This window comes from Limnobacter sp. G6BE5S, from assembly GCF_058448965.1.
Genome location: NZ_JBZFLM010000004.1, coordinates 249,318 through 273,865 on the forward strand (window position 1 = coordinate 249,318; position 24,548 = coordinate 273,865).

21 protein-coding genes and 1 tRNA gene are annotated in these 24,548 nt (G+C 52.9%); 17 read left to right on the top strand and 5 right to left on the bottom strand.

Going from position 1 to position 24,548, the window contains the following annotated elements:
* Nucleotides 1-48 precede the first annotated feature (48 nt).
* The 12 genes from ACVL1J_RS09155 (at nt 49) to ACVL1J_RS09210 (ending at nt 12,251) form a co-directional block, all read left to right on the top strand.
* Nucleotides 49-2,178, top strand: a complete 2,130-nt coding sequence (locus ACVL1J_RS09155) for a motility hub landmark protein FimV (RefSeq protein WP_341236602.1) — start codon at nt 49-51, stop codon at nt 2,176-2,178.
* Nucleotides 2,179-2,943, top strand: coding sequence for a tRNA pseudouridine(38-40) synthase TruA (gene truA / locus ACVL1J_RS09160; protein WP_159570620.1), 765 nt, complete (start codon nt 2,179-2,181; stop codon nt 2,941-2,943).
* Nucleotides 2,940-3,575 (top strand): phosphoribosylanthranilate isomerase, encoded by a 636-nt coding sequence (locus ACVL1J_RS09165; protein ID WP_474562430.1) that lies wholly within the window; start codon nt 2,940-2,942, stop codon nt 3,573-3,575. Before truA ends, ACVL1J_RS09165 begins: the two co-directional genes overlap by 4 nt.
* Before the next feature lie 23 nt (nt 3,576-3,598).
* Nucleotides 3,599-4,852, top strand: coding sequence for a tryptophan synthase subunit beta (trpB, locus tag ACVL1J_RS09170; protein WP_341236604.1), 1,254 nt, complete (start codon nt 3,599-3,601; stop codon nt 4,850-4,852).
* Between the two features lie 15 nt (nt 4,853-4,867).
* On the top strand, nt 4,868-5,680 hold the full coding sequence (trpA, locus tag ACVL1J_RS09175; protein ID WP_159570611.1) for a tryptophan synthase subunit alpha: 813 nt from the start codon (nt 4,868-4,870) through the stop codon (nt 5,678-5,680).
* 24 nt (nt 5,681-5,704) lie between these two features.
* A complete protein-coding gene (gene accD / locus ACVL1J_RS09180) occupies nt 5,705-6,583 on the top strand; it encodes an acetyl-CoA carboxylase, carboxyltransferase subunit beta (protein ID WP_159570608.1) in 879 nt (292 codons plus the stop codon).
* 6 nt (nt 6,584-6,589) lie between these two features.
* Nucleotides 6,590-7,987 (top strand): bifunctional tetrahydrofolate synthase/dihydrofolate synthase, encoded by a 1,398-nt coding sequence (gene folC / locus ACVL1J_RS09185; RefSeq protein ID WP_491665307.1) that lies wholly within the window; start codon nt 6,590-6,592, stop codon nt 7,985-7,987.
* Nucleotides 7,988-8,005: 18 nt separating this feature from the next.
* Complete coding sequence (locus ACVL1J_RS09190) at nt 8,006-8,701, top strand: SPOR domain-containing protein (RefSeq protein ID WP_159570602.1); 696 nt, start codon at nt 8,006-8,008, stop codon at nt 8,699-8,701.
* Nucleotides 8,698-9,189, top strand: a complete 492-nt coding sequence (locus ACVL1J_RS09195; protein ID WP_159570600.1) for a CvpA family protein — start codon at nt 8,698-8,700, stop codon at nt 9,187-9,189. Before ACVL1J_RS09190 ends, ACVL1J_RS09195 begins: the two co-directional genes overlap by 4 nt.
* A gap of 9 nt (nt 9,190-9,198) precedes the next feature.
* A complete protein-coding gene (purF, locus tag ACVL1J_RS09200) occupies nt 9,199-10,713 on the top strand; it encodes an amidophosphoribosyltransferase (RefSeq protein WP_491665308.1) in 1,515 nt (504 codons plus the stop codon).
* Nucleotides 10,714-10,804: 91 nt separating this feature from the next.
* Nucleotides 10,805-12,061: an aspartate kinase gene (locus ACVL1J_RS09205; RefSeq protein WP_159570594.1), complete on the top strand. Its 1,257-nt coding sequence runs from the start codon at nt 10,805-10,807 to the stop codon at nt 12,059-12,061.
* 99 nt (nt 12,062-12,160) lie between these two features.
* Nucleotides 12,161-12,251, top strand: a tRNA-Ser gene (locus ACVL1J_RS09210).
* Between the two features lie 35 nt (nt 12,252-12,286).
* Here ACVL1J_RS09210 and ACVL1J_RS09215 read toward each other — a convergent pair.
* Nucleotides 12,287-13,219 carry a diacylglycerol/lipid kinase family protein gene (locus ACVL1J_RS09215; protein WP_491665309.1) on the bottom strand — a complete coding sequence of 311 codons (933 nt, stop codon included), beginning with the start codon at nt 13,217-13,219 and terminating at the stop codon, nt 12,287-12,289.
* 192 nt (nt 13,220-13,411) lie between these two features.
* On the opposite strand from ACVL1J_RS09215, the gene ACVL1J_RS09220 reads away from it, so the two are divergent.
* Nucleotides 13,412-13,579, top strand: coding sequence for a DUF1328 domain-containing protein (locus tag ACVL1J_RS09220; protein ID WP_138518522.1), 168 nt, complete (start codon nt 13,412-13,414; stop codon nt 13,577-13,579).
* Between the two features lie 107 nt (nt 13,580-13,686).
* Nucleotides 13,687-15,045, top strand: a complete 1,359-nt coding sequence (locus ACVL1J_RS09225) for a sensor histidine kinase (RefSeq protein WP_491665310.1) — start codon at nt 13,687-13,689, stop codon at nt 15,043-15,045.
* Here the strand turns inward: ACVL1J_RS09225 and ACVL1J_RS09230 are convergent.
* Complete coding sequence (locus ACVL1J_RS09230) at nt 15,031-15,666, bottom strand: response regulator (protein ID WP_159570585.1); 636 nt, start codon at nt 15,664-15,666, stop codon at nt 15,031-15,033. The genes ACVL1J_RS09225 and ACVL1J_RS09230 overlap by 15 nt on opposite strands.
* 185 nt (nt 15,667-15,851) lie before the next feature.
* Here ACVL1J_RS09230 and ACVL1J_RS09235 point away from each other — a divergent pair, with 185 nt between their 5' ends.
* A complete protein-coding gene (locus ACVL1J_RS09235) occupies nt 15,852-16,184 on the top strand; it encodes a BON domain-containing protein (RefSeq protein ID WP_159570582.1) in 333 nt (110 codons plus the stop codon).
* A gap of 58 nt (nt 16,185-16,242) precedes the next feature.
* Nucleotides 16,243-16,668, top strand: a complete 426-nt coding sequence (locus tag ACVL1J_RS09240) for a response regulator (protein ID WP_159570579.1) — start codon at nt 16,243-16,245, stop codon at nt 16,666-16,668.
* Nucleotides 16,669-16,681: 13 nt separating this feature from the next.
* Here ACVL1J_RS09240 and hmpA read toward each other — a convergent pair whose 3' ends face one another.
* Nucleotides 16,682-17,824 (bottom strand): NO-inducible flavohemoprotein, encoded by a 1,143-nt coding sequence (gene hmpA / locus ACVL1J_RS09245; protein ID WP_236550870.1) that lies wholly within the window; start codon nt 17,822-17,824, stop codon nt 16,682-16,684.
* Between the two features lie 211 nt (nt 17,825-18,035).
* Between hmpA and norR the strand changes: the two genes are divergently transcribed.
* Nucleotides 18,036-19,589, top strand: a complete 1,554-nt coding sequence (norR, locus tag ACVL1J_RS09250) for a nitric oxide reductase transcriptional regulator NorR (protein WP_341236608.1) — start codon at nt 18,036-18,038, stop codon at nt 19,587-19,589.
* On the opposite strand, the gene cphA is transcribed toward norR, so the two are convergent.
* Both cphA and ACVL1J_RS09260 read right to left on the bottom strand, forming a co-directional pair.
* Nucleotides 19,586-22,204: a cyanophycin synthetase gene (cphA, locus tag ACVL1J_RS09255; protein ID WP_341236609.1), complete on the bottom strand. Its 2,619-nt coding sequence runs from the start codon at nt 22,202-22,204 to the stop codon at nt 19,586-19,588. The genes norR and cphA overlap by 4 nt on opposite strands.
* Before the next feature lie 34 nt (nt 22,205-22,238).
* A complete protein-coding gene (locus tag ACVL1J_RS09260; protein WP_341236610.1) occupies nt 22,239-24,383 on the bottom strand; it encodes a cyanophycin synthetase family protein in 2,145 nt (714 codons plus the stop codon).
* Nucleotides 24,384-24,548: the final 165 nt, after the last annotated feature.

Here is a 24,548-nt window from a genome sequence, read left to right on the forward strand (position 1 = left end):
AGGCATACCAAAAAGAAGATTCTGCCCTTTGTTTTTGCATCAGGTTTGTTGGCAAGTTCCTTCGCGCAAGCGGCACAGCTCGGTAAGCTCGAGGTTTTGTCGGGTGCAGGTGAGCCTTTCTTGGCGGAAATCCTGGTTGATTTGGTGTTGCCAGAGGAACGCGCTTCCTTGCAGGCCAAGCTTGCTTCTGCCGAGGCATTCAAGGCGGCTCGCCTGACGATGGATCCAAACCTGAAGAACCTTCAGTTTGCCGTGAAGGATGGTCCAAAGCCCGGTACGGCCACGGTGAAGATTACGTCTGCCCAGCCCTTGCCGGCAGGGTTTATCGACACCTTGGTTGAATTGACCTGGGCGGGCGGTCGCGTTGCCCGTGAATACACTTTGACCGTGCCTGTTGGCGTGGCTCAGGCTGCTGAACCCGCAACGAGTCTTCCTGAAATTCGCCCACCCATGACACCTCCGCCAGTGGCGGCGCTACCCAAGTCCCCCGCTGTTTCTGCACCAGCCCCGGCCCCGGCCGTGACGCCGCCGGCAGCGCCGGAAGGCACCTTGAATGTTCAGCGCGGTGACACCTTGTCCGAGCTTGCTTTGCAGCTTGTGGGCGACGGAGTGTCGCTGAATCAGGCCATGGCAGCAATTTACGAGGCCAACAAAGATTCATTTATCAATGGCAGTGTGCACCTGATTCGTGAAGGCGCCCAAATTCAGGTGCCCAACCGCGCAGCCCTGCGATCCCGCAATGCCAACGAGGCATTGCTGGTTTTGGCCCAAAACGATGACCGAAACGTTTACTCGGCCTACGCCCGTCAAATTGGCTTGTTAACTGTTGACAATCAGGTGGCGGCGGCCGCCTCAACAAGTAGCCAAGGCAGTATTACTCCACAAGACCAGGCACCCAAGGCCAGCGCAGCCGCTCCTGCGGATCGTTTGCAGATTGCTCCCGGTGCAGCTCAAGGTGCAGGCAGCGCCGATACCAACGCTGAAGAGTTGTTGGCGAAAAACAAAGCGCTTGCTGAGGCCAACGAGCGAATTGCCCTGCTCGAGAAAAACGTAAGCGACTTGCAACGTTTGCTCGACATGCAGAAAGATTTGGGCGCTGAACCCACCGTGCCAGCTGAAACAGCGAATGAGGCCGGGCAGCTTGATGCCGCTGAACCCGCTGCTGTCGATGTGCCTTCGGAAACACTGGGAGATGGTGGCACCGAGGCAACTGACGACGCGCCTGTTGCTGATCAGGTCCCGGAGCCCACGGAAGGCGTGCAGGCGCCTGTAGCGCAGCCCCCGGTAGAAGACACGCCTTTTGACTGGCTGCCCTGGATTTTGGCAGGTGCAGGTGGTTTGGCGGTACTGCTTGTTTTGCTGCTGATTGCCCGTGCCCGCAAGAACAAAGCCGAGAATCAGGAAGAGGAGCTGGATACTGAGGATGAATCCTCTTTCAGCGAAGTGAATGAGTTTGACGAAGCGATTGCGGCCGCCAGCGCAGGAATTGCGGCTGAACGTGAAAACAGTTTGAATCAGGCTGAGAATTCTGACTTTGATCTCGATGAAGTGCTCAATGATCGACTCAAGCAAGCTGACACAGAGGAAACAACACAACTGCGTGCTGCTTCCAGCGAGGTGACTGCTGAGTCTGCTGCTGCAGATATTCCTGAGTTGAACGAAGCGTCAGATGAGGCGCAGCAACACAAAGAATCGCTGGACAGCGAAGTCACGCTGGATTTCCCGGAAGAAGATGTGGTTCAAGCCAAATCGGGTTCGATTCTGGACGATCTGGATGAAATCGAGAAGGGCACTTTGGCTGCGCAGGAAGAACTCGACGAATTGCGCAAGCAACCCACGCCGCAGGAAGAGGGTGTGCGTGAAATTGATGCAGCCTTTGACGATTTGGTGGGCGATCCGGAAGACCCTGATAACACGGATTCCGCAACCGCAGCTGCGCTTGACGATGTGCCTGAAGAGGCATCTGATAAATCGCTGGTTGATCTGGATGTGGATGTTCCAGACCCCAAAGTGGACGATGCCACCTGGCAGGAAGTGGCCACCAAGTTGGACTTGGCGGGCGCTTATGTTGAAATTGGTGACGCAGACGGTGCCAAAGAGTTGTTGAACGAAATCGTGAAAAAGGGCGATGCTGATCAGGTTCGCAAGGCCAAGGCGCTTTTGGCCACGTTGAACTAAATGAACAGAGTGGCCTTGGGCCTGAGCTATGACGGTCATGAGTTTGAAGGTTGGCAAACCCAACCGCATGGCCGCACCGTTCAAGACTACTTGACCAAAGCCATACAGGCCATTGCCCAAGAACCAGTTGCATTAACCTGTGCAGGCCGAACCGACACGGGTGTGCATGCCCGTCAGCAGGTGGTGCATTTTGATACCGTGGCCGACCGACCACTGACCGCTTGGGTAAAAGGCGTCAATAACAGCTTGCCGCCATCCATTTCGGTTCAAGGCGCCAAGCAGATTGATTCCAGTTTTCATGCACGTTTCAGTGCAGTGTCCCGCACCTATCGCTATTATTTTTACAGCGCTCCTGTTCGCGATCCGTTCAAGCGCTTCATGACCTGGGTGCATTACCCCCTTGATTTGCAAGCCATGCGAAATGCCAGTGCCTGTTTGTTGGGTACCCATGATTTCAGCGCTTTCAGGGCTTCCCAATGCCAGGCAGCCAGCCCGGTGCGCACTTTGCACGCCCTAAACCTGATTGAAGCCAGTGATCACAGTTATTTTGAAATTCACGGCAATGCATTTTTGCACCACATGGTTAGAAATTTGATGGGCAGCCTGATGGAAGTGGGTTTGCACCGGCAAGCAGAGGGTTGGCTGCAAGAGGTTCTTGAATCCAAAAATAGAAGCCTTGCTGCTAAAACTTACCCCGCGCAAGGTTTAAGCTTGTGGAATATTGAATACCCTGCGCAATACGGAATACAGGAATTGTTTGCATGAGAACCCGAATCAAATTGTGCGGCTTTCAAACCGAAGACACGGTGCGTGCGGCCACTCGGGCTGGGGCTGATGCGGTGGGGTTTGTGTTTTATCCGCCCTCTCCACGCCATGTCGAGGTGCAGCAGGCAGGCCAGCTTGCCCGTTGTTTGGGTGCCTGGCAAACGCCAGTTGCCTTGTTTGTGAATCCGCAGGCTGATTTCGTGAATTCTGTGATTGCTGAAATTCCCAACGTGCTGTTGCAGTTTCACGGTGATGAAAGCCCGGAATTTTGCGGCAGCTTTCAGCGACCCTATCTCAAAGCGATTCGAATGAAAGCGGGAGTGGATTTGAGGCTGGAGAGCAGCCGGTTTCATTCTGCGCAGGCGCTCCTTGTCGATTCGTGGAGCGAGGCGTATGGTGGAACAGGGCATACTTTTGACTGGTCTTTGCTGCCCAAAGCGGATGAACTGAAGCAGGCTTTGGTATTATCCGGAGGGTTGGATGCAAGCAACGTTGAACAAGCCATTCATGGCCTGAGGCCTTACGGCGTCGATGTGTCCAGCGGGATTGAGTCAACGCGTGGCGTAAAGAGTATCGAGAAAATTGAAATGTTCTGCAAAGCGGTCCAGAAGGCCGATGCAGGGCTGTTGTAAGTGAACCCAGATAGAGCAGCATCATGAACAAACCCTATGAATTTCCAGACGCTACAGGCCATTTCGGCCCCTACGGCGGCACCTTCGTATCTGAAACCCTGGTTCACGCCCTTGAAGAACTCAAAAGCGTTTACGCACATTATCAAAACGATCCAGAGTTTTTGGCAGAATTTGAAAGTGAGTTGAAGTATTTTGTAGGTCGCCCCAGCCCCATTTACCACGCCAAGCGCTGGTCTGATCTGGTTGGCGGTGCGCAAATTTATTTCAAGCGCGAAGACCTGAACCACACGGGTGCGCACAAGGTAAACAACTGCATTGGGCAGGCCATGTTGGCCAAGCGCATGGGCAAGCCCCGCGTAATCGCCGAGACTGGCGCGGGTCAGCACGGTGTGGCCACTGCCACCGTGGCAGCGCGTTACGGCATGAAGTGTGTGGTGTACATGGGGCAAGAAGATGTAGCCCGACAGGCACAGAACGTGTTTCGCATGAAGTTGCTGGGTGCTGAAGTCATTCCGGTTACTTCAGGCTCCCAAACCCTGAAAGACGCATTGAACGAAGCCATGCGCGACTGGGTTACCAACGTGGAAGACACGTTTTACATCATTGGCACAGTGGCCGGTCCGCATCCTTATCCCATGTTGGTTCGTGATTTTCAAAGCGTGATTGGTAGCGAATGCATTCAGCAAATGCCAGCCATGGTGGGCAAGCAGCCTGATTACGTACTGGCTTGTGTGGGTGGCGGGTCAAACGCCATGGGTATTTTTCACCCTTACTTGAACGTGGATGGTGTGAAACTGGTGGGTGTTGAGGCTGCTGGCGAGGGCATTGAAACCGGCAAGCATGCCGCATCACTGAGTGCTGGCACACCTGGTGTGTTGCATGGTAATCGCACCTATTTGCTGCAAAGTGACGACGGCCAAATTATTGAAACTCATTCCGTGTCTGCTGGTCTGGATTATCCCGGCGTGGGTCCTGAACATGCATGGTTGAAAGATTCTGGCCGAGCAGAATACGTGGGAATTACCGATGCAGAAGCCTTGGAGGCTTTCCACCAGTGCTGCCGCATTGAAGGTATTATTCCCGCGCTGGAAAGCAGCCACGCACTTGCCCATGCTGCCAAACTGGCCAAAACCCTGCCGAAAGACCAGGTGATTCTGGTGAATTTGTCAGGCCGCGGCGACAAAGATATGCACACCGTGGCGCGCCTGAGTGGTGCCGAGTTTTACTGCCACCCCGATTGCAAAACAGGCGCAGAAATGGCCTGCAACAAGAAATAATTTTTACAACACACCATGTCAAGAATCAAAGCAGTTTTCGCGAAGTTAAAAGAAGAAGGGCGCAAGGGTTTAATTCCCTTTGTCACCGGTGGTGATCCTGATCCGGGTCAAACCGTGGCCATGTTGCATGCCTTGGCCAACGCAGGTTCTGACGTTATTGAGTTGGGTGTACCTTTTTCTGACCCCATGGCCGATGGCCCTGTGATTCAGCGTTCCAGCGAGCGTGCCTTGGAAAAAGGCGTTACTTCACGCAAAATTCTTGATTACGTGGCCGAGTTTCGCCAAACCAACCAACACACACCCATTGTGTTGATGGGTTATGCGAACCCCATCGAACGCATGGGTGTTGAAAAGTATGTGGCTGAAGCCAAAAAGGCTGGGGTAGACGGTGTGCTTGTGGTGGATTATCCACCAGAAGAATCGATCGAGTTCTCCAAGTTTCTTCGGGCAGCTGAACTGGATCCGATTTTTTTGCTGGCACCCACTTCGTCGGATGAACGCATTGAAAAAGTGGCCAAAGTGGCAAGTGGTTATGTGTATTACGTCTCACTGAAGGGTGTGACGGGTGCGCAGAATCTGAATGCGGCTGAAGTCAGCTCCAAATTGCCTATCATCCGCAAATTCACCAACGTGCCTGTGGGCGTTGGCTTTGGCATTCGCGATGCTGAATCAGCATGCCGCGTGGCCGAGTCTGCCGATGCAGTGGTGATTGGTTCAGCCTTGATACAAACTCTGGAAGCAGGCAGCCCACAAGAGGCCGCCGCTTTGGCGGGCAAGTTTATTGCCCCGATTCGTGCCGCGCTTGATTCAAAGTTCGGCTCAAAATAAAAATACCTCAGCAAGGGAAAGTGTATGAGTTGGTTTGACAAAATTATTCCACCACGCATTTCGTCGAAAACTCCCGGCGACGCTGCCAAAAAAAGCGTGCCGGAAGGCATTTGGGCGAAGTGCAAAAGCTGTGATGCGGTGCTGTACCAAAACGACTTGGTGAGCAACGCCATGGTGTGTCCCTCGTGCACCTACCACATGCGCATTGGTTCGCGTGAGCGTTTGAATTTGTTGTTCGACAACGATGAGCGTGTGGAAATTGGTCAGGAAGTGCTGCCCATGGACACCTTGAAATTCAAGGACAGCAAAAGCTACACAGCGCGTTTGAATGAAGCCAAGGAATCTACCAGTGAAACCGATGCCCTGGTGGTGCAGAAAGGCACCATGAACGGCATGGAGGTGGTGATTGCCTGCTTTGAATTTGATTTCATGGGCGGCTCGATGGGTTCGGTGGTCGGTGAGCGCTTCTGCCGTGGCGTACAGGCTGCGCTAGATGCCAATGTGCCGTTCATCAGCATTGCTGCTTCTGGTGGTGCCCGCATGCAAGAAGGTTTGGGTTCGCTCATGCAAATGGCGAAAACCTCAGCCATGTTGGCCAAACTTAGCCAAGCCAAACTCCCTTACATTTCCGTGTTGACCGACCCAACCATGGGTGGCGTGTCGGCAAGCTTCGCCTTTCTCGGCGATGTGGTGGTTGCAGAACCCAAAGCGTTGATCGGTTTTGCCGGGCCCCGCGTGATTGAACAAACTGTGCGCCAAACACTACCGGAAGGTTTTCAGCGCGCTGAATTCCTGATGGAAAAGGGTGCAGTAGACTGCATCGTGGATCGCCGTGAAATGAAAAAAACCTTGGCCAGCCTTTTGGCGCTGTTGTTGAAAAAACAGATTGATCAGGCCGCCTGAACACTTATGACTCAAGCAGTACCCGAACAGAAACCCGCAAAACCAGCAGCCAACGCCACGCTTACCGAGTGGCTCGCCTATCTGGAATTGATACACAGCAAGCCGATCGACATGGGTCTGGACCGCCTGAAGGTGGTTCAGCAGCACATGGGTTTTGTGTTGAACGGGGTCGTGTTCACCGTGGCGGGGACCAATGGCAAAGGGTCCACTTGTGCCATGTTGGAAAGTATTCTGATTCAGGCGGGTTACAAGGTGGGCATGTACACTTCGCCCCACTTGATTCGCTTTACCGAGCGGGCACGAATCGATGGGCAAGAGGTGGCTGAGCCCGAGTTGATTTCAGCCTTTGAGCAGGTGGAGCTGGCTCGCACAGCAACCGGCATTTCCCTGACTTACTTTGAATTCACCACGCTCGCGGTTGCTCTGGTGTTTTCTCGCCTTGAGCTGGATGCTGTAATTCTGGAAGTGGGCTTGGGCGGGCGCCTTGATGCGGTCAATATTTTTGATGCGGATTGCGCGATATGTACCAGCGTTGACATTGATCACCAAGCCTTTCTGGGGCCAGACCGCGAAAGCATTGGTCGCGAGAAGGCGGGAATTTTCCGTGCCGGCAAACCCGCGATTGTGGGCGACCCCAAACCGCCCCAAAGCGTGATTGATCACGCCAACGCAATCGGTGCTGATTTGTGGTTGTTTGCCCGCGATTACAACTACGGCGGGGACAAGCAGCAGTGGGCCTATGGTGGTCGCGGCATGCGCCGTGCCGCTTTGGCTTATCCAGCATTGCGTGGCACCAATCAATTGTTGAATGCCTCGGCTGCGCTGGCTGCGCTTGAGTCGGTTCGCGATCGCTTGCCGGTTCCTGCGCAATCCATTCGTCAGGGGTTTCTTTTGGTGGAATGGCCGGGGCGTTTTCAAGTGTTGCCGGGTCAACCCAGTGTTGTTTTAGACGTTGGACACAATCCGCATGCAGCTGCGCATTTGCGTGAAAGCCTGGACAACATGGGTTTTTTCCCCTACACCCATTGTATTTTCGGGATGCTGGCCGATAAAGACGCAGTGGAGGTGGTCAAAGCGTTGAAAGACAGGGTCGACCATTGGCATTTGGTGCCGCTGCAAGGCGATCGTGGTCGCAGCACTGCGCAGTTGAAGCAGCAGCTTGAACTGGCTGGTGTGGATTCAGTAGCTTTTGACTGGGTAGCCAATTCCCAGGCATTGGCCAAAGGCGGTATTGCGAAGCAGCCACCTGAAAAAAGTGTGCAGAGCTACGAGAGTGTGAGTCAAGCGTATGCGGTGGTCACTTCTGCAGTGCCACCCAATGATAGAATTCTGGTTTTTGGATCCTTCCTGGTTGTGGCGCAAGCCATGCAAGCCAAAGAAGCGCTTCGAAAACGTCCCGGTTAATTTTTTTCAGGAGTGCAGGTGAGTTCAAATTCGCGTTCTACTGCCAGGAACAAAGTCAACAACGATCCAGTTGATGAGTTAAAACGCAGATCCAGAAGGCGATTGGTAGGCTCCATAGCACTTTTTCTGGCGGCCATTATCATCGTTCCTGCGTTGGTGGAAAATGAACCTTCCCAAACCAGCAGCGACGTTGAGCTGGTGGTACCTGATCGTCCCTCAGCTGAAATTCCTGCGCAAGCTGCACAGGTACCCGAGTCACCCAAAATAGAAGCACCTCAGTCTACTCAGGAGCAAGCCGTGGCCATTGCGCCCGTTGCACCTGCTGTAGAGCCACCCCCCGTCATGTCCGAGCCCAAGGCAGCCCCAAAGCCAACACCGAAGGTGGAACCTAAGGTAGAGCCTAAGGTGGAACCTAAGCCAGAGGCCAAAGTGGAACCTAAGGTGGAACCTAAGGTTGAGGACCCCATCGCGGCTTTTGCCAAAGCCGAGGTGTTTTGGGTGCAAGTGACTGCGGTCAGCGACAAGCTTCGTGCGGATGCATTGAGCAAAGAATTGAGTGGCAAGGGTTTTCCTGCCAAGGTGGAGTCCACCAGCACTGCCGACGGCACCGTGTACCGGGTCAGGGTTGGCCCAATCGCTGGTCAAACCAAGGCGGATGAAACCAAGGCCAAGCTGGCTGCTGCTGGTTACTCCTCCGGGAGAGTGGTGCAGTGACGATATTTGATTACATCGTCATTGCCGTGGTGGTGCTGTCGGTCATTCTGGGTGTGTTCAGGGGCATGGTCAAAGAAGTGCTTTCCCTGGCCAACTGGGTGTTGGCTTTCTGGGTTGCAAACCGCTATGGCGCGGATTTGGCGGTGTACATGGACTGGGCGGAATCGCTGAGCCCTCCCATGAAAGCCCTTATTGGCTGCGCTGCTGCGTTTTTTGCAACCATGTTGGTGGGTGCCATTCTGATTTCACTGTTGGGCAAAATTGTTGCTGCAGCAGGTTTGGGTTTTGCGGACCGTGGCCTGGGTGCTACGTTCGGCTTCGCGCGTGGTTTATTTATTGTGTTGGTGCTGGTTACTGGGGCTGGGTTTACCTCGCTTCCGGAACAGCCATTTTGGCGAAACGCCATGTTGTCCCCCTTGGCGGTAGATGCGATGAGAGAAATCAAGCCGCATTTGCCTGAAAGTGTGGGCAAATGGGTGCGCTACTAGGAGCTTTCAATGTGCGGGATTGTCGGTATTGCCGGTTTTTCTCCTGTTAATCAAATTCTTTACGACAGCTTGCTGTTGTTGCAACACCGCGGTCAAGATGCCGCAGGTATTGCCACGGCGCACAGCAATTCGTTCTCGATGTCCAAAGGTAACGGCTTGGTGCGCGATGTATTCCGCACCCGCAATATGCGGTCATTGCCTGGCAATATGGGCATTGGTCATGTGCGTTACCCCACTGCGGGTTCTGCAGCCAGCTCCGATGAAGCACAGCCTTTCTACGTGAATGCGCCTTATGGTTTGGTGTTGGCCCACAACGGCAACTTGACCAACAGCGAGCGTTTGAAAGCCGAGCTGTTCAAGAACGATCGTCGCCACATCAATACAAATTCCGATTCCGAAGTGCTGTTGAATGTATTGGCCCACGAGCTTCAATCGAATGCATCGGGTTACTCGCTTGATCCAGTCACTATTTTCCGCGCTGTTGCTGGCGTTCATGCCCGTGCGCGTGGTGCCTATGCCTGTGTGGCTCAAATTGCAGGCTACGGTTTGCTGGCCTTCCGTGACCCGTTTGGTATTCGCCCGCTGGCTTTGGGCAAGGCTGAAACAGAGCAGGGCACCGAGTACATGTTTGCATCGGAATCCGTGGCGCTGGTCGGTATGGGTTTTGAGTTTGTGCGCGACATTGATCCGGGCGAGGCCGTATTCGTAGATCTCGACGGCAGGCTTCATGCGCAGCAGTGCGCCGAGAAATCGTCACTGAACCCCTGTATTTTTGAGTATGTGTATTTGGCGCGCCCCGATTCAGTGATGGACGGCATTAGCGTGTACGAAGCCCGCGTGAAAATGGGTGAATACCTGGCCGATCAAATTCGCAAAGGCATGCCTGCCGGTGAAATTGATGTAGTCATGCCCATTCCTGATTCAAGCCGCCCCGCAGCTTTGGAGTTGGCGAATCAATTGGGTGTGCCTTACCGGGAAGGGTTCATCAAGAACCGTTATATCGGTCGTACCTTTATCATGCCCGGCCAGGCGGTTCGCAAGAAAAGCGTGCGCCAAAAGTTGAACGCAATTTCCGTTGAGTTCAAAGGCAAAACCGTGCTTTTGGTGGATGATTCGATTGTGCGCGGCACCACAAGCCGCGAGATTGTACAAATGGCCCGTGAAGCGGGTGCCAAGAAGGTGATTTTTGCTTCGGCCGCGCCCCCTGTGCGTTTCCCCAACGTTTACGGTATCGACATGCCCACGCGTGATGAACTGATTGCGTCGGGTCGGACCGATGAGGAAATTTGTGCGGAGATTGGTGCCGATGCCTTGTTTTATCAAGACATCGCCGACATGAAACGCGCTGTGCGTGATTTGAATCCCAAAATTCAAACCTTTGACGCAAGTTGTTTTGATGGCTCGTACATCACCGGCGACGTCACCACAGAGTATCTGGATCGGCTTGAGTACATGCGCAAGCACCCGGAGGTGCTGGAGTCGGCAGGCTTGCAAATGAACCTGGGTTATTCCGCGAATCAATAAGTGCAGCGGGAATTTCAGGTAAAATGTTCAACTGATTGATTTAAAAGCGCGAAATGGTTCGCGCTTTTTATTTGTGCAGGGCGATCTGACTATGTCACTGATAGTACATAAATACGGTGGCACCTCCATGGGGTCCACAGAACGTATCAAGAATGTAGCCAAGCGTGTCGCCAAATGGCACCGCGCAGGTTTTCAAATGGTGGTTGTGCCGTCGGCTATGTCTGGCGAAACCAACCGCTTGATTGGCCTGGCCAAGGAAATTCAGGCTGAGCCTGATCCCCGTGAACTCGACATGCTGTGTTGCACTGGTGAGCAGGCGTCTGTGGCTTTGTTGGCCATGGCTTTGAAAGCAGAGGGTCTGGATGCAATCAGTTTCTCTGGTTGGCAAGTGCCCATCAAAACCGACAGCAGCCACACCAAGGCACGCATTGAGTCGATTGACGACACACGCGTGAAAGCTGCATTGAATGCCGGGAAGGTTGTGATCATCACGGGCTTTCAGGGTATTGATGATGCCGGTAACCAAACCACCTTGGGCCGTGGTGGCTCAGACACGTCGGCTGTGGCCATTGCTGCAGCCATGGGTGCGGCAGAGTGCCTGATTTACACCGATGTCGATGGTGTGTACACCACCGACCCCCGTGTGGTGCCTGAGGCGCGCCGCATGCGTGTGGTGTCTTTTGAAGAAATGCTGGAAATGGCCTCTTTGGGCTCCAAGGTTCTGCAAATTCGTTCAGTGGAATTTGCCGGCAAGTACCGTGTGCCTACCCGAGTGCTTTCCAGCCTGACCGATCCAATGATGTCGCTGGACGAAGAAAAGGTTTCCGGCACGCTGATTACTTTTGAGGATGATGAACATATGGAACAGGCCGTTGTTTCCGGTATCGCTTTCAACCGTGATGAAGCAAAAGTGACTATTCGTGGCGTGCCCGACAAGCCCGGTGTGGCTTACCAAATTCTGGGTCAGGTTGCCGAGGCCAATATCGATGTGGACATGATCATTCAGAACCAGGGTTCGGATGGCACCACCGATTTCACCTTCACCGTACACCGCAATGAATTCAACAAAACCATGGACTTGTTGAAGAACAAGATTCAAGGCAGCGTGGGTGCACGTGAAGTGGCCGGCGACACGAATGTGTGCAAGGTGTCGATTGTGGGCATTGGCATGCGCTCGCATGTTGGCGTGGCCAGCTTGATGTTCAAAACCTTGTCAGAAGAGGGCATTAACATCCAGATGATTTCTACTTCGGAAATCAAGGTGTCGGTGTTGATCGATGACAAGTACATGGAGTTGGCGGTTCGTGCACTTCACAAGGCTTTTGGCCTTGAAAAAGAAGCGGCTTGAACTGAAGTTTGAGTTGTTTGAATACGGCGTAATTTGCTTGAAAGCGATTTGCGCCTGCATTCAACATTTTGGCCGAAACCGTGTATAATTCGGCCTTCTGGAGACGTGGCCGAGTGGTCGAAGGCACTCCCCTGCTAAGGGAGCATACCCCAAAAGGGTATCGGAGGTTCAAATCCTCTCGTCTCCGCCAGAATGAAAAAGGGATCCCGCTTGGGATCCCTTTTTTTATTCCATGGCCACAAATTGAACAGCAGGGGCACTGCTGATCTGAATTGAATTCACAGGCGGGTGCACATCGCCGTCGAGTTGCCATGCTGTTGGCGCGTCAAACTGAAATTCAATGCTGGAAATGGTGCTGCGCTCGACGCCGACGCTGGCTGGCATGGTCCCGAACCAGATTCTCAACAGGTTCAACACAAGCGCAAGTTTGTTGGGTACGCCTGCGATCAGGCACATGTCTTGTTGGGCCTGTGGCCCGCCGCTGGTGGATACACGAAATCGAAGTGGCAAACACTGAATGCTCAGCGCAAGGCAGGCCTGCCAGGCAAATTGCTGTGGCGCTGCGCCGTTGCGGATTTGCTGCCCTTTAACTGTTGAAAAAAGCCTGTCTACAAATTCGCTTTGGCGAATAATTCCCCAGGCAATTTTGGCCAAGAGTTTGGCGGCAGCAACAGGGCCACTGCCCAGGCTGTAATAGGCGTGCATGAAGTTCACCGTGACGCCGAAACCAAATACAAATCCGTACTGTTCGCCCGAGGTTTTAACGGGGTAGCGCGGTGTGCTGTGTAAAAGGGCGTTTGCCTGGTGTTCAACCAACCAGCGCAGTGCTTTTAGCGGCGCTGTTTTTGGATACACGTCCCAGGCGATCATGTTCATGGTGCCTGCATGCAAGGGAAAAATTGGCGGAATCGTCTGTTCACCCCACACTTTGGCCGCTGCACCCAAAACCGCAGACACGGTGCCATCCCCACCAAAAGGCACAATTACAGTGGGTGGACTGCCTTGGTAGGCAAGTAGGGCCTGTTCTAGTTCTTGTGCATTTTGAGTCAATGCCACATGTCCGGCATTGCCCAGAATGCGGTGAATGTCCGCAAGGCTGCCGCTGGAATTGCGTGTTTTGAGATAGCCAGCTTTCGGGTTTGCGATGACAAGAATCACGATGATCCTTTTGTTACGGGATGATCTGTATTTAATTTAACCTATTCTTCAGGCGGCAAACCAGAAAATAGAGGCGTGTTTTACCGGCTTGTAGGACATTGCTCACAACTTCTTCGGCAAAAGCTGACCTACTTTTCCACTTAAGGCGTTTACTGTAAAGCGTCAACCAATTAAACCCCCAAGGAGTTGATCATGTTGCACTACGCAGTTGTGTTTTTTGTAATTGCATTAATCGCTGCTTTGTTTGGATTTGGTGGTATTGCGGCCGGTGCGGTGGAAATTGCAAAAGTATTGTTTTTCATTTTCATTGTGCTTGCGGCAATTACTTTTGTCGTGAACTTGATTAAATCCAGGCCGTAGTTATTTGAAACGCTTGGGTTGAATCAAAGCCGGGCCACCTGAGAAGTGGCCTTTGTGCGTCTTTAAAGGTCTGTTTGAATAATTCTGTTCACTCGTCAATTCGATCCGTGCGAAGCCAGATTCGGCATGGTCGTCCCTATTGGCTTTTCATCTTTGGTTGCGCCATGGTGCTGGCCTTGTTGGGCATCACCTACACCCATTCCAGAATGAATGCCGAGGTGATGGCGATGGCCGAAATCAATCAAAAAAGAATTGATCGCCTTGATCAGTTGTGGGTTTTGCTGGTGGATGCCGAGGCCAGTGCCTTGTCGTTCCTGCTGATGCGCAACGACGTTTATCTTGAGCCCTACCGCAGCACCGCAGCCCGACTGGAGCCGTTGATGGCTTCCATGAATTTTGATATTCCACCAGGTTCAGATGATCATGCAGACTTGCAGGCTTTGAAGCGCCTGGTTGAGGCGAAGTTTCAGTATCTGGGTGAAATGTTGAGCCAAGGCAAGGCACCAGTGGCTTTGTCGGAGGAGCACGGGGAACTTGGCAAACAACTGATGGACCAAATTCGTGTTCGACTCGCGATACTGAAAGCGCGGCGGGAAAAGGCTCATCAGGACCTTGAGAACATGTATTTGGCAAGAGCCGACAAAATTCAGTATGTGGGCTATGCCTTGGGTATTGCGTCCCTGTTGTTGATTGTTGGTTTGTTTGTGGTGCAGCAAAGGCAGGTGGCCCTGCGGGCCCGCATTCAGGAGCTGTTGAAAACCGAAAACAGTCGCCTTGAAGCGAAGGTGTCGGCGCGCACACTGGAGTTGACTAACCTGGCCAGCAACCTGACCACTGCACAAGAGGAGGAGCGCCAGCACATTGCCCGTGAGTTGCACGATGAAATGGGGTCTGCACTGACTGCGGCAAAAATGGACGCTGGCTGGCTACGCCGTTCGCTAGGCGGGCAATTGGCAGACGATGTGCAAGAGCGCTTATTGCGTTTGATCGAGAATATAGGCAGCACCATTACGCTGACGCGCCGCTTGGTGGACGATTTACAACCCCCCTTGCTGAAAGGTTTGGGGTTGGTCGAGGCACTGCGCTCACTTGGGCAGCAATTTGAAATTGATTTGCCGATTGAAATGAGTTTCCCGGATCGTGAATTGAATCTGAATGCTGAACAGTCTTTGGCATTGTTTCGCGTGGCACAAGAGTCGCTGAACAACATTCGAAAATACGCGAAGGCCAGCCGGGTGTGGCTGAGTTTGAGTGAGGAGGCGGATGAGGTGTGCCTGAGTATTCGAGACAACGGTGTTGGATTTGATACCCAAGACATTGAATTGCATGGTCACGGCATTGCCGGAATGAAACACCGTGCCCAAATGTTCAATGGAAAGTTGCTGTTAAGCTCGAGCCCGGGTCAAGGAACCCGGATCAAAGTACATATACCCATGATCCAAAGCATGTATTCAGGCAAAGATTAATCCATGCTGGTGGGCATAAGTCGCAAGTTCGGCATTGCTGCCAACACTCAGTTTCTCAAGCAGCCTGGACCGATAGGTGCTGACTGTTTTCACACTAAGATGAAGTGCCTCGGCAATCTGTGACACGCTTTCGCCTTTCGCCAGTCGAATGAACACCTGCATTTCGCGCTCCGACAATTGTTCATGAGCGGTTTTTTCTGCTTCTCCCATCACTTCACGGGCAAGCAGTTCAGCCGTGTTGGCAGAAATGTAGCGGCGACCCTGTGCAACGGTGTGTATTGCATTGATCAGGTCGTTGCGATCGCAGTCCTTGCACAAATAGCCGCTTGCGCCACTGCGAATCATTGGCAGGGCGTACCGGTCTTCCGAAAAGCTGCTAATAATTAATACCTGTGTTTCATCGTGGCGTTGTTTCACGGTTCGAAGCAGGTCGATGCCGTTTTGATCAGGCAGCGACAAGTCGAGCATGAGTACGTCGCAGGGGTGTTGTCCAAGCAATGTTTTTGCTTCTTCGGCGCATGCGGCTTCGAACTGAATGGACATTCCCAATTCTTCATTCAGCATTTCGCGAAAGCCAGCGCGCACAATGGCATGATCATCAACAATGGCCAATCGAATCATCTGTGTATTCCTTTTGGGGTTGTAAATCATTGAGGCCAGACTATTCCTACAATTGAATCGTCCTTGTCGGACAGATCTCAGTTTTGCCCCTCAGTAGTATTGAACGCATGAAGCCTGATCAATACATACCTTTGATCTTGATTTCTTGAAAGTAGTCAGTTCAAACACTTTGAAGGAGTACAACTATGAAAACATTGATCACACAAACTTTGATTGCTTCTGGTATTGCTTTGTCTGCGTTGAGCCCAGTCTATGCCGCAGAGCAGGGTAAAGAGCCCTTGAAAGCGGTAGGGCAGTATGTGGACGATGCCACCATTACCACCAAGGTGAAAGCAAAACACGCTGAGGACAAAACAGTAAGCGCTTTGCGTGTTCATGTGGAAACCAAGCAAGGCGTGGTGGTGTTGTCAGGCGAAGCCAAAACCGAGGCCGAGATTGATCGTGCCGAAGCGTTGGCCAAGCAGGTGGAGGGCGTGAAAGCTGTCTCCAATTTGATTGAGTTGAAGCCCAAGTCTTAACGGGCTGTCATGATGCCTCGCCGGCCTTCTCGCTGGCGGGGCGTTTCAGGTGTCTGCCATGAAACAAAACTGTATGGATCAGCTCCCCTTGCGTGTGCTGGTGGTTGAAGACTCGATCGAGTTGCAGACCATGTTGCAGGCGATGCTGTGTGAAATTCCCAGTGTGCAGGTTATTGCAAGTGTGGAGTCCGAGGAAGCGGCACTTGCGACAATACGGAATGAATGCGCTGATTTGGCAATCGTTGATTTGGAATTGGAATCAGGTACCGGGCTGGGTGTGTTGAAGAACCTCCAGCAAAGTCTGGAGATGAATCCGCACCCGGTTAATATTGTGGTGTTTTCCAACTACTCCAATTTGGTCATACGGCACCGGTGCTTAAGCCTTGGTGCCAAGGCTTTTTTCGACAAATCGTTTCAAATTGATGAGTTGCTGGAGTTTGTGCAGGCTCAAGCCTCTGGCAAAGCCAAAGGCTTGTCGGCTTAGTTCCTGAAATCAATCAAATGGCTTGCGCAGGGCCGAAAAACTCAAAATGCTGACGGTCGGCAGGCACGCCCAGTTTCCCGAGCATGCTTTTCACTGCACCCATGAAACCAACTGGTCCCAAAAAGTAAACCTGTGCATTGTTGGGCAGGTTGTTTTCAATGGTTTGGGCTTTGATCAAGCCATGCTGATTTTCATAAACATACTCGGTAGTGATATTGCTGTGTTGAGCCTTCAGTTGCTCAGTCAAATTCTTGAATGAGTGCTGCGCTACGTTCTTGCAGGCATGAATGAATCGAATCTCGCGCTGGCCGGCAACAGCTTTGAGCATGGCAATGGCGGGTGTCAGCCCCACGCCTGCGGTAATCAACACCAGTGGGTCTTTGCTGTCGTCGAGTACAAACTCGCCACAGGGCGGGCTGAGTTGCACGGTGTCGCCCACAGCAAATTCATTGTGAAGGTGGTTGGACACCATGCCACCTTCTTCGCGTTTTACCGAGATTCGGTAGTGCTCCCCATTGGGTGAGTCAGACAGGGAATAGTTGCGCATGATGCTTGTGTCATTGATATTCAAGTGCAGGGTAATGTATTGCCCTGGCTTGAAGGTCATGATCTCTTTGCCGTCCACAGGTTTCAGGTAAAAAGATGTGACCAGTTCGCTTTCTTGCTCTTTCGCGGCAATTCTGAAAGCGCGTTGCCCCTCCCACCCTCCAGCGGACATGGCTTGTTTGGCATACAGGTTGGCTTCTGCATTAATTAAAATATCGGCCAGTTGGCCGTATGCAGCTGCCCAGGCGTCGATAATTTCGGGGGTGGCTGCTGCACCCAGTACTTCTTTCATGGCCTGCAGCAGGCATTCGCCCACGATAGGATAGTGCTCGGCCTTAACGCCCAGTGCCACGTGTTTGTTCACGATCAGGGTAACCGCACCCATCAGCACGGCTGGGTTATCAATGTGCTTTGCATAAGCCAGTACCGCATTGGCCAGTGCACGCGGTTGGGTGCCTTTTTGCTGGTGAGCCGGATTGAAAAAAGTGGCTGTAACCGGGTATTTGCTGAACATCAGTTTGTAAAAGTGCGTGGTCAAGGCCTCGCCGCCCTGTTCAAGTGCGGGAATGGTTGCCTTGATCCATTGTTTTTGTTCGGTGCTCACTGACATGTTGATGTTCCTTTTTCGCGTGATTGTAAATTGACACATGCTTCTCGGTGACAAGTACTATCAAGATCCATGCCAGACGTTAAAATTTTTTTAAGCTATTGATTAATATAATTAATTGATAATTATGGATTTGTTAAATATTTCAAAAGATTGTGCTAAAAACAATGTGATATTATTGTTAATAACACAATAATTGTTAAAGTGACAATATATGGAAATGTCCAGTTTTGTGATGGCGGTGATCGAGGACTTGGGCGCTGACCTGGATCCGCAGACCCGGTATGCACGTTATGTGAATTCATTGGCAGCGGCATTGCCGGGCAACGCGTGTGCCTTGCTAAAAAAGGAAGGCTCGGCCTTAAAGCCATTGGTCGTTCGGGGTTTGACGCCGGATAGCCTGGGGCGCCGCTTTGAATTGAATGAGCATCCCCGCTTAAATGCGATTGTCACTTACCGGGGGGTCACTCATTTTCCAAACAAGTCCACGCTGCCTGATCCCTACGATGGTCTGCTGGAAGGGGTGCATGCGGGGGATTTGACTGTGCACGACTGCATGGGTTGTGCCCTGCATGTCAATGGCAAGTTGTGGGGTGCGATTACCCTTGATTCTTTGAAGGCAGGGGTGTTCGACGTCAAGGTTGAGCGGGCCATGGCCATGTTCGCCCGCTTGGGCGAGGCTGTGGTGCATTTGGCTGAATTGAACGAGCGAACCTTGACCAACTTGAAGCTGAGTCAGGGCAATGGCAATGCTTTGCAGGCATTGGAGGGCGTTCAATTGTCTCGCCGGGAAATGATTGGCGACAGCAAACCCATTCGCGATCTAAAGCATGAAATTTTGACCGTTGCCAGTAGTCAGCTGGCAGTACTGATTCATGGCGAAACCGGTGTAGGCAAAGAATTGGTTGCGCAGGCTCTGCATGCCATGTCGAGTCGCGCCAATTTACCCTTGGTGGTGATTAATTGCGCGGCTTTGCCTGACCAGTTGATTGAAAGCGAGTTGTTTGGTCATGTTAAGGGTGCGTTTTCCGGGGCTGAGCGCGATCGGCAGGGCAAGTTTGAATTGGCCAACGAGGGCACCTTGTTTCTGGATGAGGTGGGCGAGTTAAGTGCCTCTGCGCAAGCCAAGCTGCTTCGGGTGCTCCAAAGCGGGCAAGTGCAGCGTGTGGGCAGCGACAGGGAGCATCGGGTTGATGTTCGCATTGTTGCGGCAAGCAATCGCGATTTGTCTGCCGAAGTGAAAGCAGGGCGCTTCAGGGCTGATCTGTATCACCGTTTGTGTGCTTACCCTTTGCACATTCCGCCTTTGCGTGAGCGGGGCGACGACGTGGTGTTGCTGGCCGGTTATTTTCTGGAACAAAACCGCAGTCGGTTGGGGTTGCGAAATCTTCGTTTGGGTCGTGGTTGCGAGGCGGCCTTAAAGCGTTACAACTGGCCGGGTAATGTGCGAGAACTTGAGCACACATTGGGGCGCGCAGCGTTGAAGGCACGCCGGGATGAAGCCGGCCCCATGGTGACCGTGGAGCTTGAGCACCTGGACCTATTGACCGAAGCAGGGCAGGAACATGTTCGGCTTCATCGTCACCCGGACATTGAAATGAGTACCCCGATGGGTGGCATGGATTATCGCGATGCCGTGGATGAGTTTTCAAGAAACCTGATTCAGCAGGTGCTGAAGCAAACCGATGACAATCGAGCCGCAGCCGCCAGACAACTGGGGCTCGATTCCGGTAATTTTCACCGCATGTTAAAGCGGCTTGGTATTTAAACTGCAGCGCGCGTGGCTTCGGTCTCGCCGCTTGTGTTGCTTTGCAGGTACTGCAGTGCTTCATTCACCTGGTCGATCAACACCAGCACCAGGTGATCCGCTGCGGTTTCATCCAGTGCCATCTGGATGGCTTTGAATTCACCGCGCACCTCCACCACCGATCGTTTTTTATCGCTGCTGGATTGGGCAATGCCTTGCTGCAGCAGGGCGAGGGTTTCACCGTCTGGGCGACCACGCTGGCAGGCGTCCTCATACAAAATAATGTGATCGAAAAAGCCGCCCACCAATCGACCCTGTTCGATAATGTCCTGGTCGCGGCGATCGCCTGCAGCACTAATCACCACCGTGCGTTTGATCGCAGGTATGTTTTTCAGTGTGTTCACCAAAGTAGAGACCGCATCGGGATTGTGGCCGTAATCGGCAATCACTGAGCCACCTTTGTGCTTGAAAAAGTTAAAGCGACCAGGGACTGTGTCGGGCGTTGACTGAAAACTGCCCAGTGCTGCACGGATGGTGTTTAAGGGCACATTCAGGGCCAATGCTGCAGCAACAGCGCACATCACGTTTTGCACCTGGAAGGTGAACAAACCATTGTTGGTCAATGGCACATCCATCAGGTCGATGGTTTTCTCGGTGTCGTCATAGCTGATATTGATGACCCGACCATCGTGAATAATCACGGGGCGGCCTTTGGCTTTGTGTGCAGCAACAATCGGATTGTCGGGGTTGCTGGTGAAAAACAGCACGCGGCCTGGTGTCAGCTTGGCCATGTTGGCGGCATGTCGGTCATCGGCATTCAGCACAGCAAGCCCTTCCGGGGCTACGTTTTGCACTAACACGCTTTTCAGCAAGGCCAGGTCTTCCACGCTGTCAATAAAGTTCAGGCCAAGGTGATCACCTTCGCCAATGTTGGTCACAATGCCCACGTCGCACATGTCAAAGCCCAGGCCTTCACGCAACATGCCACCACGTGCGCATTCAAGCACCGCAGCATCTGCTTCGGGGTGAACCAAAACTTTGTGGGCACTTTTCGGGCCACTGCAATCGCCTGTGTCAATCAGGTGGCCATTCACGACAACACCCTCGGTGCCCGTAAAGCCGACACGCAGGTTGTGATAGCGCAAAATTTGTTCAATCAGGCGAACGGTGGTGGTTTTTCCATTGGTGCCGGTCACCGCCACCACTGGAATTCGACCGTTTTCGTCTTTCTTGAACATCAAATCGATGACTGCTGCGCCGACATCGCGGCCCTTGCCAATCGAGGGTTCCAGGTGCATGCGCAAGCCAGGCGCGGCATTCAATTCCACAATGCCACCACCTTGGGCTTCAAGTGATTCATCTACGCGTTCGCACACGACATCAACGCCGCACACTTCAATGCCGATTTGTTGTGCGGCTTGAATGACCATTTCTGCCATGGCGGGGTGTACGTTGTCGGTGACATCGGTTGCGCTGCCGCCGGTACTCAGGTTTGCATTGTTGCGCAGTACGACTCGAACACCTTGCCCGGGTACTGCTTCAGCAGTGAAACCCTGTTTCTTGATCCGGGCTATTGCGATTTCATCGAGCCGAAGTTTGCTCAGCGCACTGCCGTGGCCCTCGCCGCGCAGTGGGTTACAGTTTTCGATTTCAATGAGTTGCGCAATTGAATTGACGCCGTCGCCCACTACGGATGGAGGCTCGCGACGTGCTGCGGCCACCAGTTTGTCTCCCACCACGAGAAAGCGATAGTCATGGCCAGGAATGAATTCCTCCACAATGGGTACACCACTGCCGTGTTTTTTGGCGGCATCAAATGCAACGCGCAAATGTTCTTCATCGACAATATTGACGGTTACGCCTTTGCCTTGGTTGCCGTCGCTGGGCTTGATCACCACCCCTTTTTTGGTGGTTTGGGTCAGTTCGCGAAACGCCTCTAGCGCTTCCTCGAAAGTCTTGACCAGCTTGCCTTTGGGGGTTGGAATACCCGCGGCAGACAAAATGGTTTTGGTCAGGTCCTTGTCTTGCGCAATTTCTTCAGAAATGGCGCAGGTGGTGTCTGTTTCCGCAGCCTGGATTCTGCGTGCTTTTGAGCCCCAGCCCAATTGCACAAGGCTGCCCTGTGTCAGGCGGCGAATGGGAATGCCCCGGCGCAAGGCTGCATTGACAATTGAGCCGGTACTTGGTCCAAGTTTGCAGTCCTCAAAAGCCTCTTTCAACCGTTCAATGGCTGATTTCGCGTCGAAGTCTTGCCCGGCCAGTGCAGCCAGGATAAGTTGGTGAGCTTCTTCAAAGGCAGCACGCGCCAATTCTTCTTCTTCGTACTGCACCACCACCCGAAAGTACCCTGTGGTGATGTTGTCGGCCACATGGGCGAAGGTGACCTGCGAGCCCGCCTCAACCTGAAAGCGCAGGGCGGCACGGCTTAAAATGTGAGCCAGTGCAATATTGCTTTGTTCGAACCCGGTGGCCCGCAGTGAACCAATGCCGGGCAGGGCGCTGCGTACCCGCATTTCAATGTTGGCGAACCGATCGTACAAGCGTTCATTTTCTTCACAAAACACCAAGGCTTCCATGCTGGTGTTTTTGCTCCACAAATTGGGGCCGCGCAAGGCGCGAATGCGTTCAATTTTCATAATTTTTCAACCTGTTGTGTGCATCGGCATGGGGTCAATAGCGCTGCCGAAGATCGGCGCGCAGCAGGTGGTGGGGCACATCCATCGCCCAGCCTGCAGCAGCCAGAGCCAGTGCCTTGGTCAAATTCACAGGGGGCTGTTTCAGGGGTATGGGACTTCTTTGTTCGGCTTCCGCCCGGGTACCCATGAAATGGATGTTCTCGCTTTGATAAATCACTGCCATACCGCCATTTTTGACATGTTCGGTAACAATTGGATTGTCAGCGCTGTTGCTGATCCAGATTACCTTTCCATCGCACAGGTCTTTCAAGGGTAACAGGCTGACTTCGTCGGCATTCACCACGGCGTGACCACTAGCCAGCACCAGGTCCACCAACGTGCGCATCACATTGAAGTGCTGCTCTTTGGTGAGAATGTCCCATTCGTTCAGCCCATCCATTGAACCCATGCTGGTAATGACCGCCAGGCTTGATCGGTCAAAAGGCAGGCCTTCCGATAAAATTGTGCTGGCTTTGACCTGCATGACCAGTGTGTCAAGGTTCTTGTTGATCAGGCAATTTCGACCCGATTGCCAGTTGGCTGAAGGAGCTTTGTTAATGGTGCGACCGTTCATGACCAAACCCTGGTCGCAGGCCAAGCCTACTTTGTGGCCCTGGTCTTCAAGAATTTCGGTGAGTTCGGGGCCGAAACCATCGATTTCCTTGCCGCCCGAGTAAGAAATGGTGGGAATTCGACCATTCGCATCACCGGGGAACAGCGACTCAATAATGGGTTTGCCCACGTTGCGTGCCTGCCCCCTGGCGGGTTTGATGTGCATTAGCAGCCCAGGGCCAGCATTGACTTCGACCACAGCCAGCGATTGCCCTTTGGGGGACTGGTCAATGTGCTCACACACCAGGTCAATACCCGCCACGTCCAGCCCAACAACACGCGCAGCCATGCAACACAGTCGCGCAATTTCAGGGTGAATCAAATCGGTCACATCTTCAGAGGCGTTGCTGTTTCGCTCGATGATGACCTGTTTGTCGAGGGGAATGATCGAATCGGCTTGATAGCCTTGTCGCTGAACTTCCAGCGTCACCACAGGGTTTGAGGCAATGCGGATTGTTTTAAGTGGCGTGATTTCTGTTTCACCGCGCCGTGGATCGGCATTAATTTGCAGATCGATCAAGTTTTGCAGCGTAGATTGGCCATCGCCTTTCACGCTGACCAGCTCCCCACGCGAAACTGCCGCGATTTGGTAGTTGACCACCAGCACACGGTGCTCCACACCCCGTATGAATTTCTCTACAATCACGCCGCTGTAGCTTTCTTCATAAGCCAGTGCCCAGGCTTTTTGAATGTCTTCCTGTTTGTCCAGCTCAAGTGAAACCCCGCGGCCCTGGTTGCCATCCACTGGTTTAACCACCACGGGCAAGCCGATTTCCTGCGCAATTTCCCACGCACGTTCGGCTGTCTTTGCAAATGCGCCCTCGGGAACCGGCACGCCACATTGGGCCAGCAATTCCTTGCACAGGTCCTTGTCAGCGGCAATGCCCTCGGCAATTGCCGATGTTTTCGATGTTTCAGCTGTCCAGATTCGCTGTTGTTTGTTTCCATGGCCCAATTGAACCAGGTTGCCATCGTTCAGGCGAACGATAGGAATGCGCCGTTCATAGGCGGCGTCTAGAATATGTTGGGTACTTGGTCCCAGGCCATGCATGTCACAGTGAAGTTTGATCACCTTCAGTTCGGCCTGCAAGTCGTACTCGGTGCCCTCAATGGCAGCGTGTAACAGCCGCACACCGGCCTCCAGGCAAGCCATGCCGACAACAGGATCGGGGGTGCGAAACACCATTTTGTAAACACCGTCCTTGCTGGTCATTCGGGCTTTGCCGAAACCGACCTCAAGCCCGGCCTGGGTGTGTAGTTCAATGACGATGTGTTCGAGCATGTGCGCAGCATAGGTGCCCTCGCGCACGCGCAGCAGAAAACCGCCTGGTTCACCAATTCCGCAGCGGTGGTCAACCAAACCGGGTAGCAAAGCCGTTAATCGCTCGTAAAAGCCTGGCAGCAAGTTGGATGGAAACTGTTCCAGTTCCTGTATATCCACCAACGCCTCGATACAACTTCGATAGGTCCAGATATTTGGGCCATCAAGCCACATGGTTCGGAGTACTTCAAGGCGTTTTTGCGTCATAAGCTGAGTGCCGGCAGGTTTGTTTTCTAGGATTGGATTTTCGATCAATGTTAACTCCGTGTCGCTGGAAATAGTGGTGTAACATCAGCGAATTCGCGAACTGAGGGGGTAATCTCATTGAAAATCGTTGGATTTTCACCGTCTGAAAACGAAGTACAACGACTT

Excerpts from the sequence above, each read along its gene's own strand:
- truA (WP_159570620.1), top strand. The coding sequence starts at position 2,179 with ATGAACAGAGTGGCCTTGGGCCTGAGCTATGACGGTCATGAGTTTGAA.
- ACVL1J_RS09165 (WP_474562430.1), top strand. The coding sequence starts at position 2,940 with ATGAGAACCCGAATCAAATTGTGCGGCTTTCAAACCGAAGACACGGTG.
- trpB (WP_341236604.1), top strand. The coding sequence starts at position 3,599 with ATGAACAAACCCTATGAATTTCCAGACGCTACAGGCCATTTCGGCCCC.
- trpA (WP_159570611.1), top strand. The coding sequence starts at position 4,868 with ATGTCAAGAATCAAAGCAGTTTTCGCGAAGTTAAAAGAAGAAGGGCGC.
- accD (WP_159570608.1), top strand. The coding sequence starts at position 5,705 with ATGAGTTGGTTTGACAAAATTATTCCACCACGCATTTCGTCGAAAACT.
- folC (WP_491665307.1), top strand. The coding sequence starts at position 6,590 with ATGACTCAAGCAGTACCCGAACAGAAACCCGCAAAACCAGCAGCCAAC.
- purF (WP_491665308.1), top strand. The coding sequence starts at position 9,199 with ATGTGCGGGATTGTCGGTATTGCCGGTTTTTCTCCTGTTAATCAAATT.
- ACVL1J_RS09205 (WP_159570594.1), top strand. The coding sequence starts at position 10,805 with ATGTCACTGATAGTACATAAATACGGTGGCACCTCCATGGGGTCCACA.
- ACVL1J_RS09220 (WP_138518522.1), top strand. The coding sequence starts at position 13,412 with ATGTTGCACTACGCAGTTGTGTTTTTTGTAATTGCATTAATCGCTGCT.
- ACVL1J_RS09230 (WP_159570585.1), bottom strand. The coding sequence starts at position 15,666 with ATGATTCGATTGGCCATTGTTGATGATCATGCCATTGTGCGCGCTGGC.
- ACVL1J_RS09235 (WP_159570582.1), top strand. The coding sequence starts at position 15,852 with ATGAAAACATTGATCACACAAACTTTGATTGCTTCTGGTATTGCTTTG.
- ACVL1J_RS09240 (WP_159570579.1), top strand. The coding sequence starts at position 16,243 with ATGAAACAAAACTGTATGGATCAGCTCCCCTTGCGTGTGCTGGTGGTT.
- hmpA (WP_236550870.1), bottom strand. The coding sequence starts at position 17,824 with ATGTCAGTGAGCACCGAACAAAAACAATGGATCAAGGCAACCATTCCC.
- norR (WP_341236608.1), top strand. The coding sequence starts at position 18,036 with ATGGAAATGTCCAGTTTTGTGATGGCGGTGATCGAGGACTTGGGCGCT.
- cphA (WP_341236609.1), bottom strand. The coding sequence starts at position 22,204 with ATGAAAATTGAACGCATTCGCGCCTTGCGCGGCCCCAATTTGTGGAGC.
- ACVL1J_RS09260 (WP_341236610.1), bottom strand. The coding sequence starts at position 24,383 with ATGACGCAAAAACGCCTTGAAGTACTCCGAACCATGTGGCTTGATGGC.